The sequence below is a fragment of the Streptomyces sp. NPDC046909 genome, assembly GCF_040644695.1.
Classification (GTDB): domain Bacteria; phylum Actinomycetota; class Actinomycetes; order Streptomycetales; family Streptomycetaceae; genus Streptomyces.
Genome location: NZ_JBEYXC010000018.1, coordinates 1 through 15,821, shown reverse-complemented (window position 1 = coordinate 15,821; position 15,821 = coordinate 1). Strand labels below are relative to the sequence as shown.

Genomic DNA, 15,821 nt, shown 5'->3' with positions numbered 1-15,821 from the left:
ACGGCCCGTACCCCCGCCGACCGGGGTACGGGCCGCGTTTCGCAGCGCCACGCGTGCGTGCGGTTCACGGGAACGCACGCACGCGTGCCGCTAGTTCTCCCCGTCCTCCTGCCAGCCGAAGCTCTTCTCCACGGCCTTGCGCCAGTTGTGGTACTCACGGTCGCGCACCGAGGACTCCATGGCGGGGGTCCACTCGACGTCCTTCTGCCAGTGCGACTTCAGCTCGTCGAGGTCGTTCCACACACCCGTGGCGAGACCGGCCGCGTAGGCGGCGCCCAGGCAGGTCGTCTCGGAGACCTTGGGGCGGACCACCGGCACGTCGAGGACATCGGCCTGGTGCTGCATCAGCAGGTTGTTCTTGGTCATGCCGCCGTCCACCTTCAGGGTGGTGATGTGCACCCCGGAGTCCTGGAACATCGCGTCCACGACCTCGCGCGTCTGCCAGCTCGTCGCCTCCAGCACCGCGCGCGCGAGATGCGCCTTCGTGACGTACCGCGTGAGCCCGGTGACGACACCGCGCGCGTCGGAACGCCAATAGGGCGCGAACAGACCGGAGAACGCGGGCACGATGTAGGCGCCGCCGTTGTCGTCGACGCTCGCCGCCAGGGACTCGATCTCGTCGGCGGTGCGGATGATGCCGAGCTGATCGCGGAACCACTGGACGAGCGCGCCCGTTATGGCAATTGACCCCTCCAGGCAGTAGACCGGCGCCTCACTCCCGATCTTGTAGCCCATCGTCGTCAGCAGTCCGCTCTTCGAAGGCACCGGCCGGTTTCCAGTGTTGAGCAGCAGGAAACTGCCCGTCCCGTACGTGTTCTTCGCGGTGCCCACGTCGTAGCAGGCCTGCCCGAACACGGCCGCCTGCTGGTCGCCCAGCGCCGACGCGACCGGCACACCGGCGAGTTGACCGACGGCGGTGCCGTACACCTCGGCCGATGACCTGATCTCCGGGAGCACGGTGTCGGGGATGTTCATCGCGGAGAGGATGGACTGATCCCACTGGAGGGTCTCCAGGTTCATCAGCATGGTGCGGCCGGCGTTCGTCACATCCGTGACGTGCTGTCCGCCGTCCGTGCCGCCGGTGAGGTTCCAGATCAGCCAGGAGTCGATCGTGCCGAAGGCGATCTCGCCGTTCTCGGCACGCGCACGCAATCCCGGCACGTTGTCGAGCAGCCAGGTCGCCTTCGGACCGGAGAAGTACGTGGCCAGCGGCAGCCCCGTCTGCTCACGGAAACGATCCTGCCCGTCCGAGCCGCCGAGCTGGTTGGTCAGTGCCGCGGTCCGGGTGTCCTGCCACACGATCGCGTTGTGCACGGGCTTGCCCGTGGCGCGGTCCCACAGGACGGTCGTCTCGCGCTGATTGGTGATGCCGAGCGCGCTCAACTGGTCGGCGCGCAGCCCGGCCTTGGCGATCGCCCCGGCCACCACCGCCTGCACCTTGGACCAGATCTCGGTGGCGTCGTGCTCCACCCAGCCGGGCTTGGGGAAGATCTGCCGGTGCTCACGCTGGTCGACGGCGACGATCGCGCCGTCCTGGTTGAAGATGATGCAACGGCTGGAGGTGGTGCCCTGGTCAATCGCGGCGACGAACTTGTCCGTCATGACGTCCCCTTCGTCGGATGCTTCAGAACGCTGCGTTGAAGATGAGCCCGGACAGCGCTCCGCCGATCAGCGGCCCCACCACCGGGATCCACGCGTAACCCCAGTCCGACGTGCCCTTGTTGGGGATCGGGAGCAAGGCGTGGGTGATGCGCGGGCCCAGGTCACGGGCCGGGTTGATGGCGTATCCCGTGGGACCGCCGAGCGACAGACCGATGCCGACCACCAGGAACGAGACGATCAGGACCGTGGTGCCCGACGTACCGAGGCCCTCGGTCAGACCGAAGGCGAGGATCGGCAGCACCAGTCCGACAGTCGCGATGATCTCCGTGATGAGGTTCGCCACCGGATTGCGGATCGCGGGCGCGGTCGAGAAGATCCCCAGCGTCGGCTGCGCCTTGTCCTCCTCGGCGTTGGCCTGGAACTGGGCGAAGTAGACCAGCCAGCACAGCACCGCGCCGAGGATCGCGCCCACCATCTGTCCGGCGAGGTAGTAGGGAACCTGGTCCCAGTCACCCGTGTCGATGGCGATCCCGATCGTGACCGCGGGGTTGAGATGGCCCCCGGACAGCGGTGCTGCGGTGTAGGCCCCGGCCAGTACGCCGAAGCCCCATCCGAACGCGATGACGACCCAGCCCGCGTCCTTGGCCTTCGAGTAGTTCAGTACGACGGCGGCGACCACTCCCGCGCCGAAGAGGATCAGAATCGCGGTACCGATGATCTCACCGAGAAATACGTCTCCGTTGCTCATGGCGGCTCCTTGGCCCCGGCCCGGGGTGATCGACCCCGGTCCTCCGTGCAGGGTGCGTTTCCCATGGCGACTTCAGCCGAGGACAGGGAGGTCCCGCGCCCCGCCCGGCGTCCGTGACGAGCGTTGCCGTAGCAGCCGAATCGCCCGTGGGGGAACGGACCTTGACTCCGGTGGGCCCGCGCGGCGCAGTGCGTGGATACGCCGTGAATGTACGACGATGTCGACTGACACCGGAAGTGTTCACCGGTGTCCAGGGGGCGTCAAGGACGCGGACGGCAACGGTTGGCGGCACGTAGAAGCGCCTCAGGTCGGCCGGGTACCGAGCCGTACGGCGAACAGGCGCAGCGGGCGGCGGTGCCCCCGTGGGCGAACCGCTCAGCTCCGCCCCGGCTCCACCACCCCGCACCCGGCCGGGGCGGCGGAGGTCTCCGTACCGCGGCGCACCTCGTGTCCGGGCAGCCCCGCACGGCCGAGCACCCAACTCGCCCCGCCGATCGACTTCGCGGCCTTCTTCAGCGGCGCCAGACAGGCGGCAGCCTGCCGGTGGTTCGTGACGCTGCCGGGCAGGCACACAATCGTGGCCAGGGACAGCGACACCGGACGCCCGCCCGCCGACCAGGACGCGTCCAGCACCGAGGCGGCCAACGGATCGAGCCCCTCCGGATCGGCCAGGACCAGGAAGTCGTCCCCGCCGATGTGGCCCACCCGGGTGTTCCCGGACGCCGATTGCTGCAACGCCCGCCCCACCGACCGGATCAGCTCGTCGCCCGCGGCGAAACCGGCCCCGTCGTTGACCTGCTTGAAGTGGTCCACGTCCAGCCAACTCAGCGCGAACGTCCACCCGTCGGCGATCCGCCGGTCCACCTCACCGGTGATCGAGTCCGAACCGGGCAGCCGCGTCAGCGGATTGAGCCCCGCGGCCTCCTCGACCCGGGTCTCGGCGAGCGCCCGTACGAGGTCCGCGAGGCGTACGACGCCCACGCACCGCCCGTACCGGTCGACGACGGCCACGTCGTCCGACGTACGGTCCCGGCCGCCGACCGCGACCACGTCCAGGACCTGCCAGGCAGTGGCGTCGACGCCCACAGTGCGCGGTGGATCGCCCAGCTTGGCGGCGGGCCGGTCGGCGTAGAGGGCGTGGCCGTAGCGGCCGGACATCGACAGCAGGAAGCGGGAGCGGTGCACCGAGCGGACCGGTACTCCGTGCGCGTCCACGAGCAGCACGCCCGACACCTCCGGCGATCCGGTGAGCAGCGCCCGCACCTGGCCCGCGGAGGCGGTGGCGGGCAGGAGTGCGGCGGGCCGTACGAACTCCCGTACCGAGGGCCCCGACCACGGTGGTGCGGCGGCACCGGGGGAGCGGGGCGGAAGGTATACGTCCGCGGCGGGCAGCCGGGCCGGCGGGGCGAACAGCATGCCCTGTGCCAGCTGCGCGCCCGCCGACTCCGCGGCCGCGCACTGCAGTTCCGTCTCCACGCCCTCGACCGACAGCAGCGCCCCCAGCTGGTCGCAGAGCGTCCGCATCGCCCGCACCGCCGAGGGCCGGGTCAGCAGCGACGCGTCGAGTTTCACCAGGTCGGGTGCCATGTCGGTGAGCAGCCGCAGCGGTGCGTCGCCGTCGCCCACGCCGTCCGCGCTGATCCGGAACCCCTGGGCCCGCAGCGCACCCACCGCCTCCAGCAAGGCCTGCTGCGGCACATGCGTGTAGGGCGGCCCGATGTCGATCGTCACCTCCCACGGCAGCCGGCCCGCCTCGCGCACCGCGGCGTGCAGCGGGGTGAGCCCGCCGAGATCGGCGAGGGTGCCGGCGAACACATTGACGTGCAGCGGCAGCAGCGTCTCCTTGCGGGCCGCCGCCCGGACCGCCAACACGGCCAGCCTGCCGTCGAGTTCGGGATCGCGACGGGCCTCGGCCAGGATGTCACCGGCCTCCGGTCGGGCGAGTATCTCCAGCGCGGCGACCCCTCCGGTCGTCAGATTGACCACCGGTTGGAAGGCGAAGCGGAGAGTATCCGTCCAGGAGTGCACGGGAGCATGATGGCGCCGCTGGCGCACGCCGGAGCGCAGTTCATGAGACGTTCACGCAGGATTCCGGGGTGATCACGGAGCGTACGGGAAAGCCCTTGCCCCCTCCCGCGTGCCCGACGCCGCTCACCGCACGGCGACCACCGCCGACCCGTGCCCGAACAGCCCCTGGTTCGCCGAGATCCCCACGCGCGCGCCGGCCACCTGCCGGTCGCCGGCGCCACCCCGCAACTGCCAGGTCAGCTCGCACACCTGGGCGATGGCCTGCGCCGGCACGGCTTCCCCGAAGGACGCCAGCCCGCCGCTCACGTTCACCGGTATGCGCCCGCCGAGGCCCGTCGCACCCTCCCGCAGCAGCTTCGCCCCCTCGCCTTCCCCGCACAGCCCCAGATCCTCGTACCACTGCAACTCCAGCGCGGTGGACAGGTCGTAGACCTCGGCGAGGGAGAGATCCTCGGGACCGACCCCGGCCTCCTCGTAGGCGGCCCGGGCTATCGACTCCCGGAACGTCTCGTCGCCGGGCCCGGCCGCCACCGCGGAGTCGGTGGCGATGTCGGGCAGATCCAGCACCGTGTTGGGGTAGCAGGGCGTCACCGTCGACACCGCCCGGATCCGCACCGGCTCCGGCGCCCCGTGCCGCCGCGCGAACTCCATGCTGGACAGCACCAGGGCGGCTCCGCCGTCCGAGGTCGCGCAGATGTCGAGCAGCCGCAGCGGATCGGCGACCACTGCCGAGGCGGCGACCTCCTCGACGGTGACCCGCCTGCGGTAGCGCGCATGGGGATTCAGCGCGCCCATGGCGGAGTTCTTCACCTTGACCTGCGCGAAGTCCTCAGGAGTGTCCCCGTGCACGGCCATGCGCCTACGTGCGTACAGCCCGAAGTACGTCGGATTGGTCGCCCCCAGCACCCGGAACCGCTGCCAGTCCGGATCGTCCGGCCGATCGCCCCCTGCCGGCCGGAAGAACCCCTTGGGCGCCGCGTCGGCCCCCACCACGAGCACCACGTCCGCGAGCCCCGACAGTATCTGCGCCCGCGCGGTGCTGACGGCCTGCGCCCCCGACGCGCACGCCGCGTACACGCTGCTGACCCGGGCCCCCTGCCAGCCCAGTGCCTTTGCGAACGCCGCCCCGGCCACATACCCCGGATAGCCGCCACGCACCGTGTCCGCCCCGACGATCGAACCGACCTCCCGCCACTCGACGCCCGCGTCCGCGAGCGCCGCGCGAGCCGCCGCCACCCCGTACTCGACGAAACCGCGCCCCCATTTGCCCCACGGGTGCATGCCCGCACCGAGCACCGCCACCTCACCCGTCATGCCGTCACCCCCGTCGTCGGCCGCCACCGCCAGGTCGTCCACACCGTCTCCGCGTCCTCATGGAGCACACCGGGAACGACCTCCACCTCCATACCCACCGCCAGATCCGCGACGGTGAGCCCCGGAGCCCCCTGCCCCAGCACGACGATCCGCTCGGACTCCAGCTCCACAGCGATCAACGTGTACGGCTCCCACGGAAGTTCCGGATCGGTCACATAGGGTGACGGAGGTTTGTACCGGCTGTCGGTGTACGACCACACCCGGCCGCGCCGCGACAGCGCTACCTCCTCCAGTTCGTCACCGGGACACCCGGGATTGCGGCAGTGGAAGTCCTCACGGGGGAAGAAGACCGAGGCGCAGGCCGAACAGCGGGTGCCGAGGAGATGGAAGCCGTCCCCGTCACCGGCGAACCAACCTGCCACCACGGGCGTACGCGCGCGTGACACAGTTCCTCCCGGACATAGGATCTGACGGAACGTCAGAAGTGTGTCACGGGAGGCGGAAGATGGGCAGAGGCAGAGGCATGACACGACTCTCCAGCGCGGTACGAGCCTTGGTCACCACCCTTGCCGCCATGCTCACCGTGACCGCGGCCGCCACCACCGCCCGGGCGACACCGGATCCCACCGCGCCGAACGACTTCGTGGCGCTGAGAACCGTGGACCCCACGATCATCCAGGAGATGCGCTACTTCACCCCGCACAACTTCGTCGGCGAGCGCATCGACGGCTACGCGCAGCCCCTGTGCATCCTCACCCGCCCCGCCGCCGAAGCGCTCCACGAGGCCCAGACACAGCTGCTGCGACAGGGCTACACCCTCAAGGTCTACGACTGTTACCGCCCCCAGCGCGCCGTGGACCACTTCGTCCGCTGGGCCGAGGACCTCGACGACCAGACCATGAAGGGCGAGTTCTACCCGAACGTCGACAAGACCCGCCTCTTCGCGGACGGTTACATCGCGGAGAAATCCGGCCACAGCCGCGGCTCGACGATGGACCTCACCATCGTGAAGCTCCCCGCACGGCCCACGCGCCCGTACCACCCCGGAGAGACCCTCGTACCCTGCTACGAACCGCAGAGCGTCCGCTTCCCCGACAACTCCGTCGACATGGGCACCGGATTCGACTGCTTCGACACCCTCGCGCACACCCTCGACCCCCGCATCCAGGGCGAACAGCGCGCCAACCGGCTCCTCCTCAAGGGCACCCTGGAGGACCTCGGCTTCGTGAACCTGGCCGAGGAATGGTGGCACTACACCTTCAAGCCCGAGCCCTACCCGGACACCTACTTCGACTTCCCGGTGTCCTGGAAGTCCCTCAGGAGCTAACACCGGGCAACCCCCGGAAGACGCCCCTCCGTTGATCGGATACAGTCCGCCGCGTGTCCGAAACTCAAGCCTCCACCCCCAACTCCGCGCCCGACTCCCACTGTTCGAGCTGCGGAGCGCCCTACGGAGAGGGCGTCTCCGGCTGGCCCCGCACCTGCCGCACCTGCGGCGGCGTGGCCTACCGCAACCCGCTGCCCGTCGCGGTGGCACTCCAGCCGGTGTACGACACCAAGGGCACCGCCCTCGTCGTCATCACCCGAACCGTGGCCCCCGCGCGCGGGGGCGTCGCGTTGCCCGGCGGTTACATCGACGACCGCGAGGACTGGCGCCAGGCCGTCGTCCGTGAACTCAAGGAGGAGACGGGCATCGACGCGGAGGCCCGCGACGTACGCCTCGTCGACGCCATGAGCTCCCCCGACGGCCACCTCCTGCTCTTCGGCTCCCTGCCGGAACGCCCCGCCGACGGCCTGCCCACCTCCGCCGCGACGGACGAGACGGAGGGCTGGCACCTCCTGCGCAGGCCCGAGGAACTCGCCTTCCCCCTGCACACACGCGCCGTGAAGGCATGGTTCGAGGGCCGGTACGTCTGAGCTAGCGCTCCCCGAGTCCCCGTACCCGCACCGGGTGAGGCGGCGTGCTCACGCCGTCCTCACCCTCCTGCTCCACGACCACCCGCGCGCCCCGCCAACGCGCCACGTAACGCTCGATCTCGGGCTCGTCCCACCCGTCACCCGCGTCCGGCACGACCAGCCCCCCGCCGGTCCGCCCCCGAGCCGGCGCCCACACCTCCAGCTCCAGCCCGCCGTCCGCCCCGCGCACGGGAACGACCGCACCCGCGCGCGCGAGCACCGGAATCCGCGACAGAGGGGCGTCCACGAGGATCTGCCCCGGCCCCTGGTACGTCCGCTCCGTCACCGTGTCGTACCAGCGCCCCCGCGGCAGCTGCACCGCACGCCGGTCCGCCCCCGGATCCAGCACCGGCGCCACCAACAACCCGTCACCCAGCAGAAACGCGTCCTCACAGTCACGCAGCGCCCGGTCCTCCGGCGCCCCCCACCACAACGGCCGCACATACGGCGCTCCGGTACGCCGCGCCAGATGCGCCAGCGTCATGAAGTACGGCGCGAGCCGCCGACGTTCCACGAGCGCCACGCGCGCGTGCTCCAGTACGTCGGCCCCGAACTCCCAGGGCTCCCGGCGCCCCGCCCGCAGACTCGCGTGCGTACGGAACAGCGGCAGATACGCCCCCAGCTGGAACCAGCGCAGATACAGCTCGGGCGACGGACTCCCGTCGAAACCGCCCACGTCAGGCCCCGAATAGGGGACCCCGCACAACCCGAGCCCCATCACCAGCGACAACGACGCCCGAAGCCCCGGCCAGCCTGTGGCGACGTCACCGGACCACGTGCCCCCGTAGCGCTGCATACCGGCCCACCCGGAGCGCGAGAACACGAACGGCCGCTCCCGGGGAGCCAGTTCCCGCACCCCCTCGTAGGCCGCCCGGGCCATGCCCAGCGCATACACGTTGTGCACCTCGCGATGGTCGCCGCCACGCCCCTCCAGGGAGTGCCGTGCCGAACGCGGCAACGTCGACTCCCCGAACGCGGCGAACGACGTCGGCTCGTTCATGTCGTGCCAGAAACCCGCGAACCCCTGAGCGAGCCGTTCCTCGTAGAGCCGGCCCCACCACTCCCGTACGCGCGCGTGCGTGAAGTCCGGGAAGACCGACTCACCGGGCCAGGCCACCCCCCGGACCTGCCGCCCCGAGCCGTCCCGCACGAACGCGTCCTCGGCGGCCCCGCTGTCGTACACGGCATTGCCCGGCGCGGCCTTGACGGCGGGGTCGACGATCGACACCAGCCGGATCCCGTCCCGCCTCAGATCTTCGGCCAGCTGGGGCAGCTTGGGGAAGCGCTCCTGGTCGACGGTGAACACCTGGTGCTCGTCATAGTGGTCGATGTCCAGATGGACGGCGTCGAGCGGCAGACCGCGCTCCTGGTACCCCGAGACGATCCGCCGCACCTCCTGCTCGCTCCCGAAACCCCACCGCGCGTGATGGTGCCCCAGAGCCCATGCGGGAGGCAGCGCGGGCGCACCGGTGAGCGAGGCCCAGGCGAGCAGCACGCGCGCGGGGGTGCCCACCACCACCCAGCAGCGCAACGGACCACCGGACATCCGCAGCTCGCACGTACCGGCCCGGTCATGCCCGGAACCGGCCCCCTCCTCACCCTCCCGCAACGTCACCGTGCCGTCCCACGAGGTGTCGTGGAACGCCAGATGCGTGGCCGCGTCGGCCACCACGAGCTGCAGCGGCATCGTGATGTACAGCGGATCGTCGCCAGGACCGAAGGAACGGCGCGGATCCGTGTTCCACAGCCGGTACGTCCCCTCACGCAGCCGGGGGCCCGAAGCGCGCCCGCCGAGCCCGAAGAACCGCGCGTCCGCGGACACTTCCGAACGCTGCATCCAGCGCGCCGTCCCGCCCCCCGTCGGCTCCCACCACCGCGGCGGCAGATCCCGCCGCACGGTCACCCCACCCGGCGTCCGCACCTCGATCGCGCCGTGCCGCGAGACGACGATCGTCGCCCGCTCGGCCACCACCCGCCAGCCGCCGTCCTTGTCCGGCTCCAGCACCGCCCGGGGATCCGGCTCGGGGCAACGCCCCGCCAGCGCGTACGACGGCTCGGGACCTGCACCGTCCCAGCCCCAGAACACCGCCCCGTTCACGGCAACGGTGATCCGCAGCTCGGAACGGCTGAAGCGGACGATCCCACCACCGGGCCCCGGCTCAGCCCCCTGCACCGGCCCGGGCACCCGAGCCCGCTCGGGCACCCGCGGCGGCAGCCCGGCGGCATCGACACGCCGCATCCGCCACGAAGCCCGTACGGTACGCAACCCCTGGGCCGCCCCCGTCGAACCGACCACCTTTATCGAACGCACCAGGTCACGACCGTTCATGCTGCTCACCCTGCCACTGACCGCCCCACACGCGCGTGTCGTTCAACTGCCGTTCACCCGTGCCGGGACCACATCTTCACGACACGGACTATGTGGGGCGCACCCTGGTGTGGAAGTCGATCACATGGCATCGTCCGTGTCATCCGCGTCGCGCGCACACCCCAGCCCGTGCGCGGAAGACGCACACGACGCGCACAGTCCGGGAGCCGCCCCATGTCGACCGTGAACCCCCAGCCGCTCTGGCAGCCAGATCCGGAACGCATCGCCCAGGCGCAGGTCACCAGGTTCCAGACCTGGGCCGCCGAGCACCACGGCGCTCCGTCCGAAGGCGGCTACCCCGCCCTGCACCGCTGGTCCGTCGATGAGCTGGACACCTTCTGGAAAGCCGTCACGGAATGGTTCGACGTACGCTTCTCGACCCCCTACGCGCGCGTACTCGGCGACCGCTCCATGCCCGGCGCCCAGTGGTTCCCCGGAGCGACCCTGAACTACGCCGAACACGCCCTGCGCGCGGCCACCACCCGCGCGGACGAGCCGGCCCTCCTGTACGTCGACGAGACCCACGAGCCCCGCCCCGTCACCTGGTCCGAACTCCGCCGCCAGGTCGGCTCCCTCGCCGCCGAACTCCGCACCCTCGGCGTACGCCCCGGCGACCGCGTCAGCGGCTACCTCCCCAACATCCCGCAAGCCGTCGTCGCCCTCCTCGCCACCGCCGCGGTGGGCGGCGTATGGACCTCCTGCGCCCCCGACTTCGGCGCCCGCAGCGTCCTCGACCGCTTCCAGCAGGTCGAACCCGTCCTCCTGTTCACCGTCGACGGCTACCGCTACGGCGGCAAGGAACACGACCGCCGCGACACGGTCGCCGAACTCCGCCGCGAACTGCCCACCCTGCGCGCCGTCGTCCACATCCCGCTCCTCGGCACCGAGGCCCCGGAAGGCGCCCTGGAATGGGCGGCCCTGACGAGCGCCGACGTGACACCCACCTTCGAACAGGTGCCCTTCGACCACCCCCTCTGGGTGCTCTACTCCTCCGGCACCACCGGCCTCCCCAAGGCCATCGTCCAGTCCCAGGGCGGCATCCTCGTCGAGCACCTCAAGCAACTCGGCCTGCACTGCGACCTCGGCCCCGAGGACCGCTTCTTCTGGTATACGTCGACCGGCTGGATGATGTGGAACTTCCTCGTCTCCGGCCTCCTGACCGGCACCACGATCGTCCTCTACGACGGCAGCCCCGGCTATCCGGACACCGGCGCCCAATGGCGCATCGCCGAACGCACCCGGGCCACCCTCTACGGCACCTCGGCCGCGTACGTCATGGCGTGCCGCAAAGCAGGCGTGCACCCAGGCCGCGACTTCGACCTCAGCTCGGTCCAGTGCGTGGCCACCACCGGCTCACCCCTGCCACCCGACGGATTCCGCTGGCTGCACGACGAGGTCCGCGACAACCTCTGGATCGCCTCCGTCAGCGGCGGCACCGACGTCTGCTCCTGCTTCGCCGGCGCCGTACCCACCCTCCCGGTCCACATCGGCGAACTCCAGGCCCCAGGCCTCGGCACCGATCTCCAGTCCTGGGACCCCAGCGGCAAGCCCCTCATCGACGAGGTCGGCGAACTCGTGGTCACCAACCCCATGCCGTCGATGCCGATCCACTTCTGGAACGACCCCGACGGCAGCCGCTACCACGACAGCTACTTCGACACCTACCCCGGCGTATGGCGCCACGGCGACTGGATCACCGTCACCTCCCGCGGCTCCGTCGTCATCCACGGCCGCTCCGACTCGACGCTCAACCGGCAGGGCGTACGCATGGGCTCGGCCGACATCTACGAAGCCGTCGAGCGCCTCCCCGAGATTCAGGAATCCCTCGTCATCGGCATCGAACAGCCCGACGGCGGCTACTGGATGCCCCTCTTCGTGCACCTGGTCCCAGGAGCCACGCTGGACGAGGCCCTCCTCGGCCGCATCAAGCAGACCATCCGCGAACAGCTCTCCCCACGGCACATCCCTGACGAGATCATCGAAGTACCCGGCATCCCTCACACCCTCACCGGCAAGCGCATCGAGGTCCCCGTCAAGCGCCTCCTCCAGGGCACCCCGCTGGACAAGGCCGTCAACCCGGGCTCCATCGACAACCTCGACCTCCTCCACTTCTACGAGGACCTCGCCCGCAAACGCGCCTGACCGACACCGCCGCCGACTCATCGGGTCGGCGGCGGCGCCCGCCTCCCACCCCCGTTGTCAGTGCCGCCGGTTACTGTGAGTGAGCATTGATCGACTGCGCACAGGGGGAAAACATGGCGCACACCGACGACCAGACGATGCGACGCGTCCTGCGCCGCGAAATCGCCGGAACCATCGGCCTGCTCACCGACGAGCACGACTTCCGGACCATGCGGCGCTACCGCAGCTTCACCTTCGACGACCACACCCTGTATCTCCAACAGGTGGAGGCACTCCTCAAAACACGCGCCTCCCAGGGCACCCACACCGCGGTCGCCCTCTTCGACCCACAGGAGTACGCCGACTACTGCGCGGACACCGGCCTGGACCCCGACATTCCGTCCAGCCGCACCCGCTTCACCGCCGAACTCGCGACCACGGGCCCGTCCCTTCCCTACGACGGGCGCCCCTTGGCGGAACTCGTCCCCGACCTGATCGACGAAGCCGTCCGCCAAGCCACCTGGGAGTACGCCTCCACACTCCTGGCCCGCCTCGGCGCCTGCGCCTCCTGCGGTGAGGACATCGGCCGAGCAGCCTTCACCCGTGCCTCGGACTTCCTGGTCCGCATCCTCGATACGTCCCATCCGGGCGATCGACACCTCGTCTGCAGCGTCACGGTGACGCCGGAACCACTCACATCCGTGCTGCACGCCGACATCGGCGCCGACGGCGCCACACAACTCGACGAGGCGGAAGCCCTCGAATTCACCACGGTCCTGGCCCTCGGCCTCGCGACCCACAGCCCCGGCGGGCTCGTCATGCGGACCAGCACTCCAGGAACCACTGACCGCATCTACGGCTGGCGGCTCCGCGGAGAAGGACTCGAACCCCTCACCGCCGGCGAGGTCTTCGACGCCTACTGCACCGACATCGAATCCGGAGACCTCATCTCACCGGAATCGGACGTCGACTACTGCGTCCCGCCCGACCTCGGACCGACCGGCCCCACCCACGGTCACCGCCACTGAGCACGGAAAGGGGCGCCCCACCCGAAGGTGGAGCGCCCCTCAAGAAGCACCGACGACCGAAGCGGCCCGACTACTCGCCGGACAGCACCGCCTGAGCGGCACTGCGCGCCTCATCGGCACTGTCCGCCGCCCGGGCGGCCGCAGCGGCACGCTCGCACTGCGCCAGCGTGTACTTCGCCAGCGTCGCCCGCACATAAGGAATCGACGCCGCGCCCATGGACAGGGAGGTGACACCCAGACCGGTCAGCACACACGCCAGAACGGGATCGGACGCGGCCTCACCACAGACACCGCAGCTCTTGCCCTCGGCCTTCGCCGCCTCGGCGGACAGCGCGACCAGGTCGAGCAGCGCCGGCTGCCAAGGATCCTGCAGACGGGACACCGCACCCACCTGACGGTCCGCGGCGAAGGTGTACTGCGCGAGATCGTTCGTCCCCAGCGACAGGAACTCGACCTCCTGCAGAATCGAGCGCGCCCGCAGCGCGGCCGACGGAATCTCCACCATCGCGCCGAACTTCGCCCGCAGCCCAGCCTCACGGCACGCGTCGGCGAACGCCTTGGCATCCGTACGGTCCGCCACCATCGGCGCCATGACCTCAAGGTAGACCGGCAGCCCCTCAGCGGCCTTCGCCAGAGCGGTCAGCTGCGTACGCAGCACCTCAGGGTGGTCGAGCAACGTCCGCAGACCCCGCACACCCAGTGCCGGGTTCGGCTCGTCACCCGGCGTCAGGAAGTCGAGCGGCTTGTCCGCACCCGCGTCCAGCACACGTACGACGACACGACCCTCGGGGAACGCCTCAAGAACCTGACGATAGGCCTCGATCTGCTTCTCCTCGGAAGGAGCGTTCTTGCTGTCGTCGAGGAAGAGGAACTCGGTACGGAACAGCCCGACACCCTCGGCACCGGCCTCGACAGCGGCCGGAACGTCCGCGGGACCTCCGACGTTGGCGAGCAGCGGCACCTTGTGGCCGTCCGCCGTGGCACCCGGTCCGGTCGACGCCGAGAGCGCGGCCTTGCGCTCCGCGGCGGCGGCCTCCAGCTGCGTCTTCTTCTCCTCGCTCGGATTCACGAAGATGTCGCCGGTGCTGCCGTCGACAGCGATCACAGTGCCCTCGGCCAGCTCACCGGCACCGGGCAGCGCCACCACGGCAGGAACGCCGAGCGCCCGCGCCAGAATCGCGCTGTGGCTGGTCGGCCCGCCCTCCTCGGTGACGAAGCCGAGCACCAGAGTGGGATCCAGCAGAGCCGTGTCGGCGGGAGCGAGGTCACGCGCCACCAGGACATAGGGCTCGTCACTGTCCGGCACACCCGGCATGGGCACCCCGAGCAGACGAGCGACGATACGGTTCCGCACATCGTCCAGGTCGGCCACGCGCCCGGCGAGATACTCGCCGGCACCCGCCAGCAGCTCGCGATACGCGGCGAACGCGTCGTACACCGCACGCTCGGCCGTGCTGCCCACGGCGATACGCCGATCCACGTCCGCCATCAGCTCGGGGTCCTGGGCCATCAATGCCTGCGCCTCGAGTACGGCCTGGGCCTCGCCCCCCGCCAGATTGCCGCGCGCAATCAGGTCGGCCGCCACAGCCTCCACGGCCTGACGGGCGCGCCCCTGCTCACGCTCCGCGTCCTCGGCCGGAATCTGCTTGGCCGGCGGCTCGAGGACCGCCGTTCCCATGTGCCGAACCTCGCCGATCGCCACACCGTGGCTCACGCCGACGCCTCGCAGCGTTGTCTCCATCTCACCCGTCTCCGATAGTGCGGCGGGTGACGCCGCCGCGTTGGTTGCCACTACTTGCCGTCATACGACGGACTCGATGTCACTTCCAGAGGAAGAGACTGTCGCCGGCCTTCACGTCGCCGTCGTCACGCAGTTCGGAGAGCGCCTCGGCGGTGGCTTCGAGCGCCACGATCGGGCAGACGGGGGACTTGCCGGCGGCCTCCACGGCGGCCGGGTCCCAGCGCACGATGCCCTGACCGCGCGTCACGGTGTCGCCCTTGTTCACGAGCAGCTCGAAGCCTTCGCCGTTGAGCTGGACGGTGTCGATACCGAGGTGGGTGAGCACGCCGTGACCCTGGTCGTCGACGACGACGAAGGCGTGCGGGTGGAGCGAGACGATGACTCCGTCCACGGGTGCGACGGCCTCGGAGGCCTCACGCACGGGGTCGATCGCTGTACCCGGGCCGACCATGGCCCCGGAGAAGACCGGATCGGGCACGGACGCCAGTCCGATGGCGCGTCCTGCGAGCGGGGACGTCACGGTGGTCATGGGAAGCCTCCCAGGGGTGGAGATCGGTATGCGCCGTCACTACCTGTCCCGGAGGGCGCACTGTGAGCAGCGTATGTCATATGAACTGACGGTTCCGCATGGAAGATACCGCGTAGTGGTCTAGACCACCAGTCCAATCGATTTGCACGCCCTTCGAGGCCGCGTGTACAGTCGTACTCCTGCTTGAGGCCGAGCGGCGCTCCCAAGCGTCCTTTGCTCAGCAGCAACCAAACTTGTCAGATCCTATCTCGGGGTCACCTTCTGTGTGCCTGCGGGAGAGTGGTCAGAGGGCCGGAAACGGTCTGATAGAGTCGGAAACGCAAGACCGAAGGGAAAAGCCCGGAGGAAAGCCCGAGAGGGTGAGTACAAAGGAAGCGTCCGTTCCT

General features: G+C 70.2%; 12 protein-coding genes. 4 read left to right on the top strand and 8 right to left on the bottom strand.

What is annotated here, in order from left to right; translation table 11 throughout:
- Window positions 1–90: 90 nt before the first annotated feature.
- The 5 genes from glpK to ABZ928_RS42010 all read right to left on the bottom strand — a co-directional run bounded on the left by glpK (window position 91) and on the right by ABZ928_RS42010 (window position 6,117).
- Window positions 91–1,602 (bottom strand): glycerol kinase GlpK, encoded by a 1,512-nt coding sequence (glpK, locus tag ABZ928_RS42030; protein WP_361531300.1) that lies wholly within the window; start codon window positions 1,600–1,602, stop codon window positions 91–93.
- 22 nt (window positions 1,603–1,624) lie between these two features.
- A complete protein-coding gene (locus ABZ928_RS42025; protein WP_361531297.1) occupies window positions 1,625–2,350 on the bottom strand; it encodes an MIP/aquaporin family protein in 726 nt (241 codons plus the stop codon).
- Window positions 2,351–2,725: 375 nt separating this feature from the next.
- Window positions 2,726–4,378, bottom strand: coding sequence for a GGDEF domain-containing protein (locus ABZ928_RS42020; protein WP_361531294.1), 1,653 nt, complete (start codon window positions 4,376–4,378; stop codon window positions 2,726–2,728).
- A gap of 123 nt (window positions 4,379–4,501) precedes the next feature.
- Window positions 4,502–5,692 (bottom strand): lipid-transfer protein, encoded by a 1,191-nt coding sequence (locus ABZ928_RS42015; protein WP_361531918.1) that lies wholly within the window; start codon window positions 5,690–5,692, stop codon window positions 4,502–4,504.
- Window positions 5,689–6,117 carry a zinc ribbon domain-containing protein gene (locus ABZ928_RS42010; protein ID WP_361531915.1) on the bottom strand — a complete coding sequence of 143 codons (429 nt, stop codon included), beginning with the start codon at window positions 6,115–6,117 and terminating at the stop codon, window positions 5,689–5,691. The genes ABZ928_RS42015 and ABZ928_RS42010 overlap by 4 nt, the downstream gene beginning before the upstream one ends.
- A gap of 98 nt (window positions 6,118–6,215) precedes the next feature.
- On the opposite strand from ABZ928_RS42010, the gene ABZ928_RS42005 reads away from it, so the two are divergent.
- The gene (locus ABZ928_RS42005; protein WP_361531291.1) at window positions 6,216–7,019 is read left to right on the top strand and encodes a M15 family metallopeptidase; all 804 of its coding nucleotides are present in this window, start codon (window positions 6,216–6,218) and stop codon (window positions 7,017–7,019) included.
- Window positions 7,020–7,072: 53 nt separating this feature from the next.
- Entirely contained in the window at window positions 7,073–7,609 is a 537-nt protein-coding gene (locus ABZ928_RS42000) for an NUDIX domain-containing protein (protein ID WP_361531288.1), read from the top strand.
- Window position 7,610: 1 nt separating this feature from the next.
- Here the strand turns inward: ABZ928_RS42000 and ABZ928_RS41995 are convergent, their stop codons facing one another.
- On the bottom strand, window positions 7,611–9,977 hold the full coding sequence (locus ABZ928_RS41995; protein WP_361531285.1) for a glycoside hydrolase family 31 protein: 2,367 nt from the start codon (window positions 9,975–9,977) through the stop codon (window positions 7,611–7,613).
- Window positions 9,978–10,190: 213 nt separating this feature from the next.
- Between ABZ928_RS41995 and ABZ928_RS41990 the strand changes: the two genes are divergently transcribed.
- Together ABZ928_RS41990 and ABZ928_RS41985 are read left to right on the top strand one after the other, a co-directional pair.
- Complete coding sequence (locus ABZ928_RS41990) at window positions 10,191–12,158, top strand: acetoacetate--CoA ligase (RefSeq protein WP_361531282.1); 1,968 nt, start codon at window positions 10,191–10,193, stop codon at window positions 12,156–12,158.
- Window positions 12,159–12,271: 113 nt separating this feature from the next.
- Window positions 12,272–13,165, top strand: coding sequence for a hypothetical protein (locus ABZ928_RS41985; RefSeq protein ID WP_361531279.1), 894 nt, complete (start codon window positions 12,272–12,274; stop codon window positions 13,163–13,165).
- A 70-nt stretch (window positions 13,166–13,235) separates the two neighbouring features.
- Here ABZ928_RS41985 and ptsP read toward each other — a convergent pair whose 3' ends face one another.
- Complete coding sequence (gene ptsP, locus ABZ928_RS41980) at window positions 13,236–14,906, bottom strand: phosphoenolpyruvate--protein phosphotransferase (protein WP_361531276.1); 1,671 nt, start codon at window positions 14,904–14,906, stop codon at window positions 13,236–13,238.
- A 79-nt stretch (window positions 14,907–14,985) separates the two neighbouring features.
- Window positions 14,986–15,435, bottom strand: a complete 450-nt coding sequence (locus ABZ928_RS41975) for a PTS glucose transporter subunit IIA (RefSeq protein WP_361531273.1) — start codon at window positions 15,433–15,435, stop codon at window positions 14,986–14,988.
- Window positions 15,436–15,821: the final 386 nt, after the last annotated feature.

What these genes read in the sequence shown, in the direction of transcription:
- ptsP (WP_361531276.1), bottom strand. Translation starts at nt 14,906, where the DNA reads ATGGAGACAACGCTGCGAGGCGTCGGCGTGAGCCACGGTGTGGCGATC.
- ABZ928_RS42025 (WP_361531297.1), bottom strand. Translation starts at nt 2,350, where the DNA reads ATGAGCAACGGAGACGTATTTCTCGGTGAGATCATCGGTACCGCGATT.
- glpK (WP_361531300.1), bottom strand. Translation starts at nt 1,602, where the DNA reads ATGACGGACAAGTTCGTCGCCGCGATTGACCAGGGCACCACCTCCAGC.
- ABZ928_RS41990 (WP_361531282.1), top strand. Translation starts at nt 10,191, where the DNA reads ATGTCGACCGTGAACCCCCAGCCGCTCTGGCAGCCAGATCCGGAACGC.
- ABZ928_RS41995 (WP_361531285.1), bottom strand. Translation starts at nt 9,977, where the DNA reads ATGAACGGTCGTGACCTGGTGCGTTCGATAAAGGTGGTCGGTTCGACG.
- ABZ928_RS41985 (WP_361531279.1), top strand. Translation starts at nt 12,272, where the DNA reads ATGGCGCACACCGACGACCAGACGATGCGACGCGTCCTGCGCCGCGAA.
- ABZ928_RS42005 (WP_361531291.1), top strand. Translation starts at nt 6,216, where the DNA reads ATGACACGACTCTCCAGCGCGGTACGAGCCTTGGTCACCACCCTTGCC.
- ABZ928_RS41975 (WP_361531273.1), bottom strand. Translation starts at nt 15,435, where the DNA reads ATGACCACCGTGACGTCCCCGCTCGCAGGACGCGCCATCGGACTGGCG.
- ABZ928_RS42015 (WP_361531918.1), bottom strand. Translation starts at nt 5,692, where the DNA reads ATGACGGGTGAGGTGGCGGTGCTCGGTGCGGGCATGCACCCGTGGGGC.